The organism is Brevibacillus sp. NPDC058079 (assembly GCF_042885155.1).
In the GTDB taxonomy this organism is placed as follows: Bacteria; Bacillota; Bacilli; order Brevibacillales; family Brevibacillaceae; genus Brevibacillus.
In genome coordinates, this window is sequence record NZ_JBHVSO010000002.1 from 113991 (window position 1) to 132112 (window position 18122).

An 18122-nucleotide genomic window follows, 5' to 3' on the forward strand; every position below is an offset into this window, starting at 1 on the left:
CTTTGTCACACTAAGTATGTAAGCATCCTGGATTAGATAAGAGTTGCAGTGCTAATTTCACCGTCCAGCACAATAAATCGCGTTCTCGCATACTCGTGCTTGATAAAGTGCACCAGTTTTCCAAACGTCATTTTAATTCCTGGATACATCACATGATATGCCTCAATAGCTGATGGTCCTTCCCCTTTCAGCTCGAGTTCAATATCATTTCTGCGTGCTTCTAATTCCTTGCTTTCTTTTTCCAGAACCAGACGAGTATTGGTTAGCTTGATTTGCATGAGACGTTTGTCTGCTGGAAGTTCTTTGCTGACTTGAAGGATCTGATTAATAACGCCTAGGCCTTGATCTGTTTTGCGTAAATTTTCATACACATTTTGTAGTTCTTTTTGAATGTTCGCCAGTTCTTGTCTTAATTCCGGTTTGACTCCTACTTCGAGTATCGTAGGAGTGGCGCTGCTGTTCCCAAATACTCGAGCGACAATCTTTTCCCCAGCTTGCAACACGCCGCCAATGATGAAGCCTTTTGCCCCTTTGCAAATGATTTGCTTTCCGGCTCGTACGGTTGAGAACATGATGCTTTGAGAAACAATCACTTGATTCCCAGCCGTTACATTGGCGTTTTGGATAAAGGAGGTCCGGACATCTTTCCCCGCTACAATGCAGCCTTTGTCCTGGGCAACAATCCCGCTTTTGATTTCAATGGAGCCTTCTGCGTACAACTCGGCCCCTTCTACACTACCAAGTACGCGTATATCTCCTGATGACTTTACGCGAAAGCCATTCAATACGTTCCCGCGAATGACCACCGTTCCCACAAAATCAATATTGCCAACACCAAAATCAACATCCCCGTTTACTTCAAATACGGGAAACACGTTCATTTTTGCCTGTTCCGTAAAGGAGACTTGTCCGTCAATAGCGGCGTATAGCATTGTCCGCTCTTGATTAAGCACAACATTTTTCCCAGGCTTCATGTTTATTTCCTTGCCGGCTTTGGGAGCGATGGGCTCTCCGGTAACTGCTGTGCCTAGTTGTCCCTGGCTTGCTGGTATTTTACGTGCCAAGAGTTGCCCTTTTGCCACATTAGGGATTGTCGTCACATTATAAAAATCAACACGGCCATCCTCTAGCTCTCTTGGACCTTCCCCTTCATTAATAGATGCCAAATAGGGGTACTCGATAGTCCCATCTGTTCCGGCCACAGGTGCAATCCCCAGAGCAACCTTTACTCTCGCGTTTGCATACTTCGCAGGTAAGGTACATAAGTTCTGAACTACATCATCGAGAATTCCATACTTCACATTGCTTGTTTGTAATGCTTTGTATACATCTGTTTCCAAGATGACAATTTCGTCGATATCTTGTTCGTCCACACGGAGAAGTAACTCAGCCTCCAATTTATCAGCTGAAATTCTTACTTCTATTTTATATTTCCCGATCCCTTCCATCATTCTACCCCTCTCAAGCTTGGGTAATGTCCCCTTACATCAATTGCGATTTCCATCTGGACAACGCAGAACGAAGTCGGAAAAGAGCTTTGGAGTGCAACTGGGATATTCTTGAAGGTGACAAGCTCATGATTTCCGCAATTTCTGATAAGGTCATTTCTTCAAAATAAAACAAGGAGACAACCAATCGTTCCTTTTCAGGCAATTTGTCGATGACCGTTACAAGAACCTCTTTTAAGCTGGATACTTCCGCCACATTATCAGGGCGAGGTGTGAGCTCGTCGATGATATACGAATGTCTTGCTGTTTTTTGTTCGTCCTCATCCCCTACTGCCTCATCGATAGAAACCATGCTGGCAAGAGAGGTTTCCAAGAAAACCTGTTGAAGCTCCTTTTTGCTTATTCCCAGATAATCAGACACTTCTTGATCGGTTGGCATTCGCAGCATTTGCTGTTCCAATGTGGTGTATGCTTCTTCGATTTTTTTGGCCTTGTCTCGAACAGTACGAGGGATCCAGTCGTTCTCGCGTAGTCCATCGATCATTGCACCACGAATCCGCCACATGGCGTACGTCTCAAATTGGAGACCCCGGGTATGATCGAATTTAGCCAAAGCGTCCAATAGCCCAAAGCGCCCATAACTAATCAAGTCATCCTTGTCCACATTTGCTGGCAGATTAATTGCCAACCGATTTGCCACCTTATCTACCAGTGGCAAAAACCGCGTGATCAAGTCAACCTCCGCCTCGCGACTTCCCTCTTGCTTCCACATGACCCATTTATCGAACTCTTTTGCTTTTTCTTGACTGGTTAGCCGTGCCACGAATAGTCACCAACCTTTACTCATCTGATAAGCGCCTAACGACCTCTGCAACGGTGGCTGGATCCTCAGTAGGATGAATCCTTTCCATCTTGTTGATCGAGAGTGGTGCAAATGTTTGATCTTCCTGTTCCAATTGTTGTCCAATTTCCAGAATGACCCCACCTTCTGCTAGAGGAGAGCTTGTCCCCTCTAGCGTGTCCGTAACCATTGGTGGAGTAGATGACTGTATGAACGTTGCGAGCAGCCAACGAATTGGAAATGCAGCGAGGAAGAATAGGACAAATGCGATACCTGCTCTCTCCAGTGATACGAGCCAGACATTACTCGCCACAGCCGTACCCAGCGTCACAAGAAATGCGAGCATTCCTAATCCAAAATTAATCCAAATGGTTCCTAACATTTGTTATACTTCCTTCACACCTTGATTTACGGTCCTGATTTGAAGAATGCCGTTTGTGGCATCTAACTCTATTGTCCGACCGCAGTTTCCCCCTGTATCTTCTGCCACGATCTTTATATGAGCATCCTTCAATGCAAGTTTGCATGCCTCTACATTCCGAGGCCCAATCCGCATGGTGTCATTATTCCCTAAAAATGCGAACATTTGTGCACCGCCAGCCAATTTCGCAACTGTGTGTCTGGTCTCCGCGCCAGCCTTCACCATCAACTGAATCAGATGGGGGATTGCTGTATCCGCATACTTGCCTATCGTTAGCTCCCCGCTTTTAGCCAAAGACGATTCTGGAAGCATAACATGTGCCATCCCTGCAATTTTATGGATATGATCGTAGAGCACTACCCCTACGCAAGAACCTAAACCGGTAGTTCGGAGCTTACTCGGCGGCTTTGCCACACCAAGATCAGCCATCCCTATCTTAATAATCTCCATCGAACGGAACCCCTAATGAACGAAATAGTATTGGGAGCGATTCAGGATCAGGAATTAAGAAAAAGTTCCCTTTTACTTGATCATTGCCTTCGAAAAAAGCGGTGTCAATCGTGAGGGCAAAGTCACCCGCTTGACCCAACGCTATTAATCCATAACTTAGAATAGCTCCAGCCATATCCACAGCGAGTGCAGGTACGGACGGCTGTAAATTTAATTGAGTAAAATCAGCCAACGATGATAGATAAGAACCTGTTAAGATGTTGCCAATCTCATGCAGCGCTGAGATCTCCAGCTCTTCCCACTCGTATACATCTTTATTAATTCCTGTAATTTGTTCGAGCAGGTGCTTGGCAGAATCCAAATCAAGGATGAAAAACATGTTCCCTGGACAATCGCCTTCAACCCGGAGGAAGACGGTCACTACTACAGTTTCCGCTCCTCCTACAAAATCTGCAACTTCGTCGAAGGAGATAATCTTCACTTGTGGAACTTTCATATCGATTTCTTTTTGTATGAGCTTGGAGAGAGCCGTGGCAGCGTGACCAGCACCGATATTCCCGATTTCCCGTAAAACGTCAAATTGGAAATCCCCAAACTTCGTAAAATCGCCCATTTTACTTACCCCTCAATTGCGTCCAACTGCTTGATTTCCTCAGTGCTCAATACTTTATCGAGGTTTAAGAGGATTAACAGTCGTTTATCCAGCTTAGCGACGCCTCGCAAATAAGCAGCTTCCACTCCTCCAACAACCTCTGGAGGCGGTTCAATCGCATCAACTGGTATATCGATAACATCGTTAGCAGCATCTACAATGAGACCCACTTCCAACTCACCTACGGCCACGATAATGATTCGAGTTGCTTCGGAATAGACGCTTTCTTCGAGACTAAAGCGATTGCGCAGGTCAATAATCGGTGTCACAACGCCACGCAGATTAATAACCCCTTTGACGAAACTAGGCGTTCGCGGAACTCTTGTGATGTGCTCCAGCTTTTCAATGGATTTGACCTGATGAACCTCTACGCCATACTCTTCGTCCTTCAATCGAAAGACAATCACTTTCACTTCGCTAATGACTTCTTTTTGATCGAGCATGTGGCTGCCCCTCCTTCTACTTAATCAGCGAGTTACAATCTATGATGAGCGCGACCTGACCGTCTCCCAGAATCGTTGCACCTGAAATGGCAAATACATTAACCAGATATTTGCCGAGAGATTTTAGAACAATCTCTTGTTGGCCGATGAACGAATCGACGACAAGGCCTGCCATTTTCTCACCTTTACGTACGATGACGACTGCCACTTCATCTTCCATCGTTTCCCCATTATCAGGCACTTGGAAAATGTCTTGTAGCGAAACGAGCGGAACTACACGTCCCCGGAAGTCGATCACTTTTTGGCGGTGAGCCATCATGATTTGATCTTTTTTAAATACAGCCGTCTCAATGATGGAGCTAAGTGGGACAGCGTACTTCTCATCTTTCACTTGTACCAGCATCGCGGAAATGATAGAGAGCGTAAGTGGTAATTGAATGAGGAAAGTCGTGCCCTGGCCGCGCACAGAATCTACGCCGACACTACCGCCCAACGATTCAATTTTGGACTTAACGACATCCAGTCCAACACCACGACCGGAAATATCAGAAACAACTTCCGCTGTACTAAAGCCTGCTGCAAAAAGCAACTCGTGGATTTGCTTGTCGCTCATGCTATCTGCAGTAGCAGGATTGACAATGCCTCTCTCAAGCGCTTTTTTGAGAACTTTATCTTTATTGATTCCAGCACCATCATCTTTTACTTCAATAAATACATGGTTCCCACTGTGGAAAGCGCGGAGCTCGATTTTTCCTTCCTCTGGCTTACCCGCCTTTTTCCGATCTGCTGGAGACTCAATTCCGTGGTCAAGCGAGTTACGCAGCAAGTGATTGAGTGGGTCCCCGATTTCGTCGATGACAGTACGGTCCAATTCTGTCTCCGCACCGATAATCTCCAGATTCACTTTTTTATTCAGATCTTTTTGCAGATCGCGAATCATACGTGGGAAACGATTGAATACTTGCTCTACCGGAACCATGCGCATAGTCAAAATGATGTTTTGCAAATCGCCACTAATCCGGCTCATGTGCTCAACGGTTTCCTGCAGTTCATTCTTTCCGATCTCGCGTGCCAACTGCTCCAAACGACCGCGATCAATGACTAATTCGCTAAACAGATTCATCAAGATATCCAAGCGTTCGATATCCACACGAATTGTTTTTCCACCAGCCGTCGCCTTCTTCACAGGTGCCTGAGGAGCTTCTGCTGCTCCTTTTTCAGCTGGCGCTGGTGTCTGTTGCACTACGGGAGCAGGTGGAGCTTCACTCTTCAATTGAATGGTCTCGATTGTCACATCTTGGATTTCCGAAATGTTAAGAATCGTAGTGCGAACTTTTTCAATCGATTGCTCCGTCACATAGGCGATTTCAAACGATTGTTCAAATCGCTCGTTCTCGATATCTTCAACAGCTGGCTTCGTTTTGATCACTTCACCCATGGATTCCAATTGATCAAAAACCATGTAAGAGCGAGCAGCCTTGAGCAAGCAGTTTTCATTCAATGTCACTTTGATCCACAAAACGTTGTTTCCGAGCTCCTGAGACTGCTTCAAGACCATCATTGCATAATCATCCAGCTCATGATCTTCAGCAGGCGTGCTTTCCTCTTGCGGTGCTTCCACTGCCATCGTAGCAGCTGCTACTTCCTGCTCGGCTGAAAAGTCTCCTGCTACAATCGCCCGCAGCTTCTTTACGATACCGGATACATCCGCTGAACCGTCTCCACCTTCTGTGATATCGATGACCATGCCTTCAATCAAATCTACGCTCTGAAAAATAGCGTCCATGATATCACTGGTAATCGTTAACTTCTGATTGCGGATCAGGTCAAGGACATTTTCCGCTTCGTGAGTCAGACTCGCCATGTCTTCAAAGCCCATGGTCGCCGACATCCCCTTCAATGTATGAGCGGAACGAAAAATCTCTTTGACGTGGCCAATATTACCCGGATCACTTTCCAAGAGTAACAAGTTGGCGTTGATTGCCTGTAGGTGTTCCTTTGACTCCTCAATAAACATGTCCAAATACTGATTCATATCCATAGGTGATCCACCTCCCAAAAATCAGTGCAAGAGCTTGCACAACAGCTCTGGAATCTTTTCTAATGGGGCCACGTTGTCTGCCAAGCCTGCTTGAATCGCTGCTCGTGGCATTCCGTATACGACACAACTCGACTCATCTTCGATAATACTTGTGACACGGTCAAGCTCCTTCATGCGTTTTAGCCCTTTAGTCCCATCATTTCCCATGCCTGTCATGATGATTGCCCATTTGTCTACATTTGTCAATTGACTGACTGATTCAAACAGGATATCGACAGACGGTCTGTGACCGCCTCGTGGCTCCTCTTGATGTAAATAGGCCTGAAGTCTCCCATTTACTTGACGAACTTCGAAATGGAAGCCGCCTGGAGCTATGTAAGCTGTACCATTTTCCAAATACTCGCCATCGACAACCTCGGTTACTCGAATTTGGCATAACGAGTCTAGCCGATTTGCTAACGATTTTGTGAAACCTGCTGGCATATGTTGAACGATGGCAATTGGTGCCGGAAAATTCGCCGGAATTGCAGTCAGTACACTCTGCAATGCTTTAGGACCACCCGTGGAAGTACCTAAAGCCACCAGTCTTGCCTTTCCACCCACTTGTGACCGCATCACGGCAGGCGGGGTCGGTATTTTCGTACGGATTACTGGAGAGGCCGGTGCAGCTTTTGATTCGGAAGATACCGGTTTGACTACGCGAGAGATCTGCTTTTTCAAACGTACTTTCGATGCTGCCGCAGCCTTCACGCGCTCGATAAGACGATCGCCCACTTTGTGGATGTCGAGAGAAATTGGACCAGAAGGCTTCGTTACAAAGTCAAACGCGCCTAGTTCCAACGCATGAATCGTAGCTTCCGCCCCTTCTTTTGTCAGGCTGCTCAACATGACGATCGGAACCGGGCACTCATTCATCAGCTTTTCCAGAGCATCCAAACCGTTCATAACCGGCATTTCAATGTCGAGTGTGAGAACATCCGGCGCCAGTGCTTTACATTTTTCAATACATTCGAGTCCATTCTTGGCTCGATCAATCACTTCAATCTCAGGATCCGTTGATAAAATGTCCGAAATCACTTTACGCATGAATGCAGAATCGTCCGTGACGAGAACGCGGATTTTGCTCATTCGAATGTCGCTCCCTTCCTACTTTTATGTCTCATCGTATGAAGTGCCTCAACTTCGCAAGAAACCCCTTGAGACCACTAACAGAAGCATCTGAAGTAACTGGACCATCCAAATACCGTTCTACCAGATTTCGTATGCTTCTCGCGGCTTGCGATTGTGGATATGTAAGTAGAAAAGGACGCTGCAGTTTAACAGCTTTTGAAACATAAGAATCATCCGAAACATATCCAAGCGACTGAATATCCATATTCAAAAAACGTTTGGAAACCATCGCAAGCTTGTCCGCCGTCATTTTCCCTTCTCTCTCCGACGACGCTCTGTTTATCACCAATCGAATGGAGACAGCGGGATTACGTGCGTGTAGCATCTTAATGACTGCATATGCATCCGTTATCGCTGGTGGTTCGGGGGTGGTAACGAGGATGACCTCGTCAGAGGAGAGCATGAATCGCATAGATTCTTTTGAAAAACCTGCTCCCGTATCAAAAATGATTGTGTCGGCATAGCCTTGCAATGGGTCCAGATGCGAGAATAAGCGATCTAGCTTCTCATCATCTAACTGCATAATCTGCGTAAATCCAGAACCACCCGCGATGAATTCTAAGCCTCCTGGCCCATGCTCGATAATGTCCCAAACAGTCGTATCTGGCTCTAACAAATGAAAAAGATGCTTTTTTGGGGTAATTCCCATTAATACATCCAGATTTGCCAGACCCAGATCCAAATCAAACAAAACCGCCTTATGACCCTTCTCAATCAAACCAAGCCCAAAATTCAAGCTGAAATTGGACTTGCCGACACCACCTTTTCCACTCGTCACTGTCACCAGTCTAGTTGGTCGTGTCTTCTTGTTTTGTAGCATCCGCTCACGGAGTTGCTCTGCTTGGTCACGCATCTGTTTACTCTCCCATAATCATCGTTGAAACCAGCTCGGGTGTAGCTACAACGATATCATCTGGTACATTTTGACCTGTGGTTACATAGGAGAGCTGTAGATTCATCTCCTGACAAACATTCAACATTGTGCCAAAGCTGTTCGTCTCATCCGCTTTTGTAAAAATGACTTGCTTCACTTGAACTTCCGCAAAATTTTGGACGATCGCTTTCATATCGTTGAATTTGGAGCTCAAGCTAAGTACTAGGTAGTTCACGCTGTCTTTTCCATGCTCCAACAATTCACGAATGCCTTCCACATATTCATCGTTGCGAAAATTTCGTCCAGCCGTATCGACAAAAATGAGGTCACAATCACTTAAGCGTTCCATCGCTGCCGCCATTTCTCTCGGTGAAAAGACAACTTCCAGCGGGACATTCAAAATATTTGCGTACGTCTTCAATTGTTCTACAGCTGCCATTCGATACGTATCAGCCGTGATAAAGCCAATTTTTCGTTTTTCCCTCAACATGCTGTTCGCCGCAAGCTTCGCAATGGTCGTTGTTTTTCCAACCCCTGTCGGCCCGAAAAAGAAAGCGTACCGTACGTTCTTGCCCAGCTTTGGCGAAGATGCTGTATATGGCTCGATCATCGAAGTGATAATCGTTCGGCATGCCACAAACGCTTCCTCCTCCGTCCACTTTTCACCCGGTTGCGGCATTTCCATTACTTTTCGAATGATTTCTGCTGTTAGCTCTTCAGTCAGTTCTTGCTTCAATAACTTTGCACGAATAGACTGTATCGCCGGAGGAAGTTGTTCACTTAAGTCATGCACCAACAGCTTTTGAAACATTTGACGCATATCTCGCATTTCAGTGGCAATCGCGTCATGATTGCTTGCGGGTAAAGCTCTTTCTTTGGATGTCGTGACAGGAGCATGCTGCTCAGTTGGCTCTCCTTGCTTTTGCACAACTCTCATATCTGAGATCTCTTCTTTTGGAGGCGTCGCAACCGCGGTTTGTGTCATCGCGGCCACGACCTGCTCCCTACCTGTTGATTCAACTTGTTGATTCTCTGATGTTTTTGTCACAGGCGGTCTTCGATACGCTTGAGCAGCCGTGTACGTACCCGTCTGCGATTTGGGCAAAACGTTGTTGGTTCGATGTTCAGCTGCTACTGTGGGATTATCTCGCTCGGATGCCTTTTCATCGACAGCAGCGATTACTTCGATTCGTTGTTGGCCAAACATCCCGAACAATCCACCTGTTTTGATCGGCTTGGAATTAAGAATCACTGCATCCATTCCTAAGTCCGTCCTGATTTTTTCCATTGCTTCTGGCATCGAATCGACAATGTAACGTTTTACCCTCACGAAATGTTCACCATCCCTACGCTTTGCACTTCAACATGTGGTTCGAGCTCGCTGTACGACAAAACGGGAACGTCTGGCATCATGCGATCTACTAATTGACGCAAGTACATTCGGACCGCTGGTGATGAAAGAATGATCGGCTGTTGACCCGAGTTGATCATTTTGCTCACTTCAGTCGACATGTTTTGGAATATTCGCTGAGACGTTTCCGGATCCATCGCCAGATAGCTTCCTTGCTCAGACTGTTCCACACGTTCAGAGATTGCTTTTTCCAATCCTGCTCCAGCTGTAAGCACATGAAGTGGTTGCCCTGGCTCCGTAAATTGGAGTGTGATCTGTCTCGCCATCGCCTGTCTCACATATTCTGTGAGTACATCTGGATCTTTTGTATACAAGGCTTGATCCGCAAGTGCTTCAAGGATGACGTGGAGATTTCGAACAGACACTTTTTCACGCAACAGCTTTTGCAATACTTTTTGTACGTCCCCAATGGCGAGCAGACTTGGAATCAGCTCGTCTACGAGAACTGGTGCTGTCTCCCTTACATTGTCGATCAGGGCCCTTGTTTCCTGGCGACCTAACAATTCGTGGGCATGTCGCTTGATGACCTCTGTCAGGTGTGTAGCCACAACAGAAGGCGGATCGACAACTGTATAGCCAGACAGCTCAGCAATCTCCTTATTCTCTTCTGTTACCCATAATGCAGGCAATCCAAACGCAGGTTCTACGGTTTCTATCCCAACAATGGAATCATCTTCGATCCCCGGGCTCATTGCCAGATAGTGATCCAGCATGATTTCCCCTTTTGCGACCTGGTTGCCTTTTATTTTGATCATGTATTCATTCGGTCGAAGCTGGATGTTGTCACGTATACGAATGACCGGTACAACGATCCCCATCTCGAGTGCGATTTGTCTTCGAATCATGATGACCCGATCTAACAGATCTCCTCCCTGCTTCACATCAGCAAGTGGGATTAAGCCATAACCGAACTCGAATTCGATCGGATCGACCTGCAACAGGTTCACGACGCTTTCTGGACTGCGTACTTCTTCCATTTGTTGCTCTTCCACCTTGTCGGCGGATTCTTGTATTTGCATCTTTTGGTTCTTCTCCATTTTCCATGCAGCAAAACCCATTATCCCGCATACCGGAAGTACAGGCAGAATTCCAATCGGTGTAAAGAGCCCCAGCAACAACATGCATCCGGCTACGATATAGAGAAGACGCGGAAAGCTGAACATTTGTTTGACGATATCTTCTCCAAGACCTTCACCAGAAGTAGAACGCGTTACAATAATACCTGCTGCGGTCGAGATTAAGAGCGCTGGAATCTGGCTCACCAGTGCGTCACCGACAGACATAGTAGTGAATCGAGAGGCAGACTCGGCAAAGCTCATATCGTGAATGAGCATCCCGATGATAAAACCACCGATAATATTTACGATAAAAATGATAATACCCGCGATGGCGTCCCCTTTTACGAATTTGCTGGCACCATCCATTGCTCCATAAAAGTCAGCTTCGTTCTCAATCTTTTTTCTTCGGACACGTGCGTCTGCTTCTGTGATCATTCCTGCATTCAGATCGGCGTCGATACTCATCTGTTTACCAGGCATCGCATCGAGCGTAAAACGTGCTGCTACCTCAGCGACACGCTCAGAACCTTTGGTGATTACGATAAACTGAATGATGATCAAGATCAGAAACACGACGAAACCGACGACTTGATTACCACCGACTACAAAGCTACCGAACGTTTCAATAACTTTACCGCCTTCACCGTGCGATAAAATATTTCTCGTCGTCGACACGTTCAAGGCTAGTCGAAAAAGTGTTGTAATAAGCAAAACCGTCGGAAAGATCGAGAATTCCAAAGTTTCTTTTGTATACATCGACACAAGCAAGATGGTCAATGCAAGGGAGATATTCAAAATCAACAGCAAATCAAGTAGCGCTGAAGGAAGTGGGATTACCATCATGACAACAATGCTTATGACAAAAAGGATCGTACCAATTTCTTTAAATTTGAATCCCACTGGTTATCCTCCTTCCATTTATTTCACTTTCCCTTGCAGCTTGTAGACGTACGCGAGAACTTCCGCGACCGCTTTAAACATCTCTTCGGGAATTTGTTGCCCAACTTCAACTTGACTATAGAGAGCCCGGGCCAAGGGCTTGTTTTCCATGGTAACGATACGATGCTTTTTCGCTACTTCCCTTATTTTTAATGCTAGATAATCTTGCCCTTTGGCGATTACCGTCGGTGCACTCATCGCACTCGCGTCATAGCGAACGGCAACGGCAAAGTGAGTCGGGTTCGTAATAATGACATCCGCTTTGGGAAGCTCCTGCATCATACGGCGAATGGCCATACTTCTTTGCCGTTCACGAATCTTCCCTTTAATGAGCGGATCACCTTCCGCTTGCTTATGCTCGTCCTTGAGATCCTGCTTGGACATCCGCAGATTCTTTTCATGCTCATAACGCTGATAGGCGTAGTCCAGAATCGCGAGAATGAAAAGCAATAACCCGAGATAGATTCCCAGCTTTGTCACCTCTTCGGCAGTAAACGATAGAACTGCTCCGATAGACATTAAGGAAAGCTGTACAACTTGTTCCTTTGCATTCCACAAAATGACGTACGCGACATATATGCCTGCGCTTATTTTTAATAATGATTTCAGTAGCTCTACGAGCGAGCGTAAGGAAAAAATTCGTTTTGCCCCTTTAATCGGATCGATCTTTTCCAGTTTCATTTGAAGGGGTTCTGTACTAATTTGCCAGCCTACCTGCATGTAGTTCACCGCAAATGCGACAAGAAAACTCAAGCCTAGGATAGGTCCTACAATTTTTATCGCTTCAAATGCGAGCTGCATCACGATGACTTTTAAATTTTCTTCATTTATTTGCCACGTGGTGTATGTAATCAATGACTCACGCATCAAATCTTGAAATGTGCCTAGCATGGTTGAGCCAAGCATCATTAACAGAAAGAAAAATGCTGTCAAAGATAGGGCTGGGGAAAGATCCTGACTTTTCGCGACTTGCCCTTTTTTTCGTGCGTCTTGCTTTTTCTTGGGCGTAGCTTTTTCTGTCTTTTCCCCATTAAAAAATTGAAGATCTACTTGATAAGAAAGCCTCAATTGATTCATGGTGATCCTCCGAGCGAATTCATCATTTCTGCAAGTGCCCGGAACATGTTCCCAAACAATCCGTTCAGGGTCAGCAAGAACGCAGGCATCACCACGATAAGCAGTAAAAAGCCGGCAAGCAGTTTAATGGGCAAACCCACCACAAAGATATTAAACTGCGGGACAGATTTGGCGATAATACCAAGAGAGAGATCAACCAGAAACAATGCAACGACGATAGGTGCCGCAATCATAAACGCACTCGTAAACATCGTTTGAAATGTTTTTATTGCTGTCATCATGACGTTTTCGCTTCCGAAAGCCGCCCACATGATATCCACCGGTATAACCTGGTAACTGCTTATCACACCTCGTATCAGCATGTGATGTCCGTCAATACTGAAAAAGTACAGGACAGCGAGAATGTTTTTGAAGTTACCTGTCACCGGGATATATGCACCCGTTTTAGGGTCAATCACGTTTGCCATTGCGAGACCCATCTGCATGTCCATCAGTCCACCGGCAACCTGAATGGCGATAAACATCATTTCACATATGTAACCAAGAATGACACCAACAAGCGCTTCCTTCATGACATACAGAATAAATGTCAAATCCATCGGAATCTCGCCTTGTACCGGCAAGGATTGAAAACTGATGACTGCAATGATAAACGCGAGACCGATTTTAAACTGATTCGGTACACCACGAATGGAAAAGAACGGAGCCGTTACAAAAAAGGCACTCATTCGGACAAAAACAAGCAAGAATACGGGCAGATACATCAGAAAAAGATTCATATGCTACCCAACAAAACGATGAAGGTTACCGAAGATCCCCATCGTAAAATCAAGCAGTACCCGAAGCATCCATGGACCAGCAGCCAAGATCACGACAAATACGGCCACGATCTTTGGAATGAAAGCGAGTGTCTGCTCCTGAATTTGTGTCGTTGCCTGAAAGACACTGACCATCAAACCGACCAGTAAGGCGACCCCAAGTGCGGGTGCCGAAATCAGCAGGATGGTATAAACAGAGCTTTGGGCAATCTGCATAAGTAATTCTTGTGTCATGCTCTACCTCCTGAGGCATTCGGAATGTCGCTAAAAACTGGTCAAAAGTGATTTCACAATGAGATACCAACCGTCCACCATGATGAATAATAAAATCTTAAACGGCAATGAAATCATAACCGGTGGTAACATCATCATCCCCATCCCCATCAAAATACTGGAGACGATCATATCAATTACAAGAAATGGAATGAATATCATAAAGCCGATCTGAAAAGCCGTCTTCAATTCACTAATGGCAAAAGCAGGTACCAGCGCATTCAAAGGAATATCTTGGATCGATTTTGGTCGTTCGGCTTTTGTGTATTCCAGAAAAAGTGCTAAATCTTTTTCACGCGTCTGCTTTGCCATAAATTCCTTAAAGGGGATGACCGCTGCGTCCAATGCCTGCTGTTGCGTTAGCTTTCCTTGCATAAATGGCTGCACGGCTGTTTCGTTTACTTGTCCGAGTGTCGGAGCCATAATGAAAAATGTCATAAACAACGCAAGGGCAATCAATACCTGGTTCGGTGGCATTTGTTGAGTTGCCAACGCATTTCGAACAAAAGACAACACAATGATAATTCGCGCAAAACTGGTCATTAAAAGCAAAATCGCTGGAGCCACAGATAGTACTGTCAAAATCAGTAACAGCTGAATGGCCGTCGATGTCTCCTGCGGTGTTCCTGTTCCGCCGCCTATCTTTAAATCAATACTCGGAACAAGCGGTGTACCCGCTGGCGCCGCCATGACCATATCAGGTACGGATAGCAACACTGCGACAAGCATCAGCACCTGCAAAAAATATTTCATTTTTGGTCCCCTCTGTCCTGAGCTTGCTCTTTCTTCCAATGTTCTGTTTGGTTTGGACGATTTTTCAAGTCGTTCCATTGACCCTGCAACAGATCTTGAAAGCTTTTGCCCTCCATATCAGAAGAAAACAAGATTTCTTCTTCTGCCTGCTTTTTCTTACCGAACGGGAGCCATTCTAGCGAGAATGGGCTTTTTATCGGTTTGATCTCTGCGTCAGCCAAAATCAAATCTGCCTCTTCGCCCGGTTCGATCCTACGAAGCAATTGAACGTTTTCTCCCACTCCCACGATGTACAATGACTCGCCGATCATAACAACCTGAAGTGTTTTGCCATTGCCTAGTGCAGTAGCGCTAATCACTTTAATCGGTCCATGACTTTGAGCCCCTTGACGTCGACCAAGAAAACGGAGCAATAAAAAGATCAATACTGCAATAAAGCCAAGTGAAAAGATAACTTGAACTAGATACCCGATCATACTTCCTGTTCCGCTGCCCGGAATGGCCGCCGGCTGTTCACTGCCGGCGGACGCATTGCTAGTTGGCACTTTTCCCTGGTTGTACACATCCGCTACTGAACCTTCCGCAAAAACGGTACTCGGCAGGGAGGAGACGAAAAGCAACAGGATCAGACTGAAGGCTAAAATGAGTCTTGCCCCTGCATTCCGGATCATCATCATTAGCTCATTGTCTTTTTGATCGCTTCCAGAACGCGATCCGCCTGGAATGGTTTTACGATGAAGTCTTTTGCGCCCGCCTGGATCGCATCGATTACCATCGCTTGTTGTCCCATCGCGGAGCACATGATCACACGCGCGTTAGGATCCAACTTTTTAATTTCTTTCAATGCAGAAATTCCATCCATCTCTGGCATGGTAATATCCATGGTTACGAGATCAGGTCCCAATTCTTTGTACTTTTCAACTGCTTGTGCACCGTCACTTGCTTCCCCTACGACGCTGTACCCGTTTTTCGAAAGAATTTCCTTGATCATCATACGCATGAATGCTGCATCGTCCACGATTAAAACTTTGTTAGACATGAATAGCTCCTCCCTAATACTTCCCTCTTGATTGTATTATTGTAATTTTTGAACACGATCTATCTGACTGATGATGTCTGTAACACGAACCCCAAAGTTCTCATCAATGACGACAACCTCGCCCTTGGCAATTAATTTGTTGTTCACCAGAATGTCTACATGCTCACCTGCCAGCTTGTCCAACTGTATAATCGATCCAGCGGACAAGTCAAGAATTTCTCTAATAAGCTTTTTCGTACGACCTAACTCAACTGTTACTTGCAATGGAATATCGTGAAGCAAGTTTAAGTTCTGTATGTCTCCTGTATACATAGGAGCACCTCCAAGTGGAGCAAATTGTGCTGATACTACATTCGCCTGACTAGCTGCAGGACCTCCGAAATGCTGTGGTGTTGGCGGAGCCATTGGCGGCTGCTGATACATTCCTGGGTATGGAGCGTAGCCAGGTGGCATCATTGGTTGTCCATACGCGTCAGGATACATCGGCGGCTGTCCTGGGTAGCCCATCGGCTGTGCGTAACCCGGCGGTTGCTGATACATCGGCTGTTGCTGTTGTGGCGGCGCCACAGGCGGTACGTGGCTCTGTGGTTGCTCTTGCGCACTCGATTGGATAGAAGGAGCCGACAAACTCATAGCAGGCAGAGAAGGCATCTCTATCTCATCTATGAGGGCCGCCGCTGCTGCTTCATCCCCTGTACCTCCAACCAGTCTATCAATCATCTTTTTCGCAAAGGAAAGCGGGAGAAGTTGCATAATATTTGAATCGATAAGTTCGCCTTGTTCTCCTACCTTTAAGCGGAAAGATACTTTCACCAGAGGACTGTCATCATCAGAGAAGCTGTCTCCACCCTTGCCTTGCGCCAGATCCATTACATCAATGCCTGGTGGCGTAATATTAATGAACTGGTTGAAAATCGTCGACATGGATGTCGCAGCGGACCCCATCATCTGATTCATCGCTTCCTGAACCGCGCTGATATGAAGCTCAGACATTTCAGTGTTCGCTGGTCTGCCGTCTCCGCCCATCATCAGATCTGCGATAACTGCAGCATCTTCCATGCGAATGACTAGCAGGTTAATTCCTTTGAAACCATCAGTATATTCCACGTGGACGGCCACGTGAGGAATCGGAAATTCGCTTTCCAATTCATCGACATTGACTACGGAAACAGTAGGGGTTGTAATATCCACTTTTTGACTTAACAAAGTAGATAGCGCAGTAGCAGCGCTCCCAAAGGAGATATTACCAATTTCTCCGAGTGCATCCTGTTCAAACGGGGACAGAAATTCAGCAACATCCTGGGTCACTGCCGACACAGCTTCCTCTTCGTCCTCAACCAAGTTGTTCGCACGTAACAGCGCGTCAATCTCGTCTTGAGAAAGCATATCTCTACTCATTTTGTTCCTCCCCCTCCTCTATGACTTCATCAATCTGTACGGCGACTCTTCCTTTATGTGTTCCTGGTTGACCCAAGAACTTTAAGTGGTCGCCCACTTTAATTTTCAACTTGTTGTCGATCGATTGATCTAATTGAATCACATCGCCTTTTTGTAGCTGTAGGAAATCTCCTACTGTAATCGTAGCGGTTCCCATTTCAGCAACAATCGGCAATTTTGCTACTTTTACTCGCTCTTCTACACGCAGGCGCTCTTCTTCATCCCGCGTTTTCTTTTGTTTGGAGAACCAGTATTGTCCAGACAGCTTTGTCATGATTGGCTCCAGTACCACGTGAGGCAAACAGAGATTGATCATTCCTGTTGTATCGCCGATTTTGGTACTAAAGGAGATTACCACGACAATCTCGTTAGGTGAGACGATCTGCATGAACTGTGGATTCATCTCCAAACCTTCCTGGTACGGATCTAGCTCAATGATTTGCTTCCATGCCTCGTGGAAAGTATCCAGCGCTTTACCGAATACGCGTTCCATCACCGTTGTTTCAATTTCCGTAAGGGCGCCCATCTTTTCCGGAATCGCCCCCTGTCCTCCCAGAAGTCGATCCAGCATGGTATAGGCGATGTTTGGATTAACTTCCAAAACCATTCTTCCTTCCAGCGGAGGAGCTTCAAAGATGTTCAAGATGGTCATCTTGGGAATAGAACGTATAAATTCGTCATACGGCAATTGATCGACGGAGGCAACCGTAATTTGCACGAAGGTACGGAGCTGAGCTGAAAAATACGTGGTCAACAGCCTCGCGTAGTTTTCATGGATTCGCGTTAAACCACGGATCTGATCTTTTGAGAACCGCAGGGCGCGTTTGAAATCATATACTTTGACTTTACGCTCAGTTTCTTCCTTTTTCAGCTCGTTGGCATCCATTTCGCCCGAAGATAGGGCGGCCAACAGCGCATCAATCTCACTCTGTGAGAGAACCTCGGCCATATGTCGTCACCTCCTTGCTATGTATACC

Annotated in this window: 19 protein-coding genes; all 19 read right to left on the reverse strand. The window is 46.0% G+C overall.

Translation table 11 applies throughout. The features are described 5' to 3' along the window. Nucleotides 1–32: 32 nt before the first annotated feature. Genes ACFVS2_RS07070 through fliM form a run of 19 tightly spaced genes read right to left on the reverse strand, consistent with a single transcriptional unit; the run spans nt 33 to nt 18094 of the window. Entirely contained in the window at nt 33–1451 is a 1419-nt protein-coding gene (locus tag ACFVS2_RS07070; RefSeq protein WP_390232642.1) for a flagellar assembly protein A, read from the reverse strand. 31 nt (nt 1452–1482) lie between these two features. Beyond that, the gene (locus ACFVS2_RS07075; RefSeq protein ID WP_144614567.1) at nt 1483–2271 is read right to left on the reverse strand and encodes a FliA/WhiG family RNA polymerase sigma factor; all 789 of its coding nucleotides are present in this window, start codon (nt 2269–2271) and stop codon (nt 1483–1485) included. Between the two features lie 16 nt (nt 2272–2287). Beyond that, a complete protein-coding gene (locus tag ACFVS2_RS07080) occupies nt 2288–2671 on the reverse strand; it encodes a hypothetical protein (RefSeq protein WP_173617435.1) in 384 nt (127 codons plus the stop codon). Between the two features lie 3 nt (nt 2672–2674). After that, a complete protein-coding gene (locus ACFVS2_RS07085; protein ID WP_007719270.1) occupies nt 2675–3160 on the reverse strand; it encodes a chemotaxis protein CheD in 486 nt (161 codons plus the stop codon). Continuing rightward, nucleotides 3147–3773: a chemotaxis protein CheC gene (locus tag ACFVS2_RS07090; RefSeq protein ID WP_173617434.1), complete on the reverse strand. Its 627-nt coding sequence runs from the start codon at nt 3771–3773 to the stop codon at nt 3147–3149. The genes ACFVS2_RS07085 and ACFVS2_RS07090 overlap by 14 nt, the downstream gene beginning before the upstream one ends. A 5-nt stretch (nt 3774–3778) precedes the next feature. Further along, nucleotides 3779–4255 (reverse strand): chemotaxis protein CheW, encoded by a 477-nt coding sequence (locus ACFVS2_RS07095; RefSeq protein ID WP_007719278.1) that lies wholly within the window; start codon nt 4253–4255, stop codon nt 3779–3781. A 16-nt stretch (nt 4256–4271) separates the two neighbouring features. Beyond that, nucleotides 4272–6296, reverse strand: a complete 2025-nt coding sequence (locus ACFVS2_RS07100; protein WP_173617433.1) for a chemotaxis protein CheA — start codon at nt 6294–6296, stop codon at nt 4272–4274. 21 nt (nt 6297–6317) lie between these two features. Beyond that, a complete protein-coding gene (locus tag ACFVS2_RS07105; protein WP_390232646.1) occupies nt 6318–7424 on the reverse strand; it encodes a protein-glutamate methylesterase/protein-glutamine glutaminase in 1107 nt (368 codons plus the stop codon). A gap of 31 nt (nt 7425–7455) precedes the next feature. After that, nucleotides 7456–8319, reverse strand: a complete 864-nt coding sequence (locus ACFVS2_RS07110; RefSeq protein ID WP_390232648.1) for a MinD/ParA family protein — start codon at nt 8317–8319, stop codon at nt 7456–7458. Between the two features lie 4 nt (nt 8320–8323). Beyond that, nucleotides 8324–9670, reverse strand: a complete 1347-nt coding sequence (gene flhF / locus ACFVS2_RS07115) for a flagellar biosynthesis GTPase FlhF (RefSeq protein WP_390232650.1) — start codon at nt 9668–9670, stop codon at nt 8324–8326. Beyond that, the gene (gene flhA, locus ACFVS2_RS07120; protein WP_390232652.1) at nt 9667–11709 is read right to left on the reverse strand and encodes a flagellar biosynthesis protein FlhA; all 2043 of its coding nucleotides are present in this window, start codon (nt 11707–11709) and stop codon (nt 9667–9669) included. Before flhA ends, flhF begins: the two co-directional genes overlap by 4 nt. A gap of 18 nt (nt 11710–11727) precedes the next feature. Then, nucleotides 11728–12825 (reverse strand): flagellar biosynthesis protein FlhB, encoded by a 1098-nt coding sequence (flhB, locus tag ACFVS2_RS07125; protein ID WP_390232654.1) that lies wholly within the window; start codon nt 12823–12825, stop codon nt 11728–11730. Next, on the reverse strand, nt 12822–13604 hold the full coding sequence (gene fliR, locus ACFVS2_RS07130) for a flagellar biosynthetic protein FliR (RefSeq protein ID WP_390232656.1): 783 nt from the start codon (nt 13602–13604) through the stop codon (nt 12822–12824). The genes flhB and fliR overlap by 4 nt, the downstream gene beginning before the upstream one ends. Before the next feature lie 3 nt (nt 13605–13607). Continuing rightward, on the reverse strand, nt 13608–13877 hold the full coding sequence (gene fliQ / locus ACFVS2_RS07135; RefSeq protein WP_007719290.1) for a flagellar biosynthesis protein FliQ: 270 nt from the start codon (nt 13875–13877) through the stop codon (nt 13608–13610). A gap of 30 nt (nt 13878–13907) precedes the next feature. Then, nucleotides 13908–14669: a flagellar type III secretion system pore protein FliP gene (gene fliP / locus ACFVS2_RS07140; protein ID WP_088908099.1), complete on the reverse strand. Its 762-nt coding sequence runs from the start codon at nt 14667–14669 to the stop codon at nt 13908–13910. Continuing rightward, nucleotides 14666–15346: a flagellar biosynthetic protein FliO gene (locus ACFVS2_RS07145; RefSeq protein ID WP_390232659.1), complete on the reverse strand. Its 681-nt coding sequence runs from the start codon at nt 15344–15346 to the stop codon at nt 14666–14668. The genes fliP and ACFVS2_RS07145 overlap by 4 nt, the downstream gene beginning before the upstream one ends. Further along, entirely contained in the window at nt 15346–15708 is a 363-nt protein-coding gene (locus ACFVS2_RS07150; protein WP_007719294.1) for a response regulator, read from the reverse strand. The genes ACFVS2_RS07145 and ACFVS2_RS07150 overlap by 1 nt, the downstream gene beginning before the upstream one ends. Nucleotides 15709–15744: 36 nt before the next feature. Further along, nucleotides 15745–17106: a flagellar motor switch phosphatase FliY gene (gene fliY / locus ACFVS2_RS07155; RefSeq protein WP_173617424.1), complete on the reverse strand. Its 1362-nt coding sequence runs from the start codon at nt 17104–17106 to the stop codon at nt 15745–15747. Beyond that, nucleotides 17099–18094, reverse strand: coding sequence for a flagellar motor switch protein FliM (fliM, locus tag ACFVS2_RS07160; protein WP_016743325.1), 996 nt, complete (start codon nt 18092–18094; stop codon nt 17099–17101). Before fliM ends, fliY begins: the two co-directional genes overlap by 8 nt. Between the last annotated feature and the right edge of the window lie 28 nt (nt 18095–18122).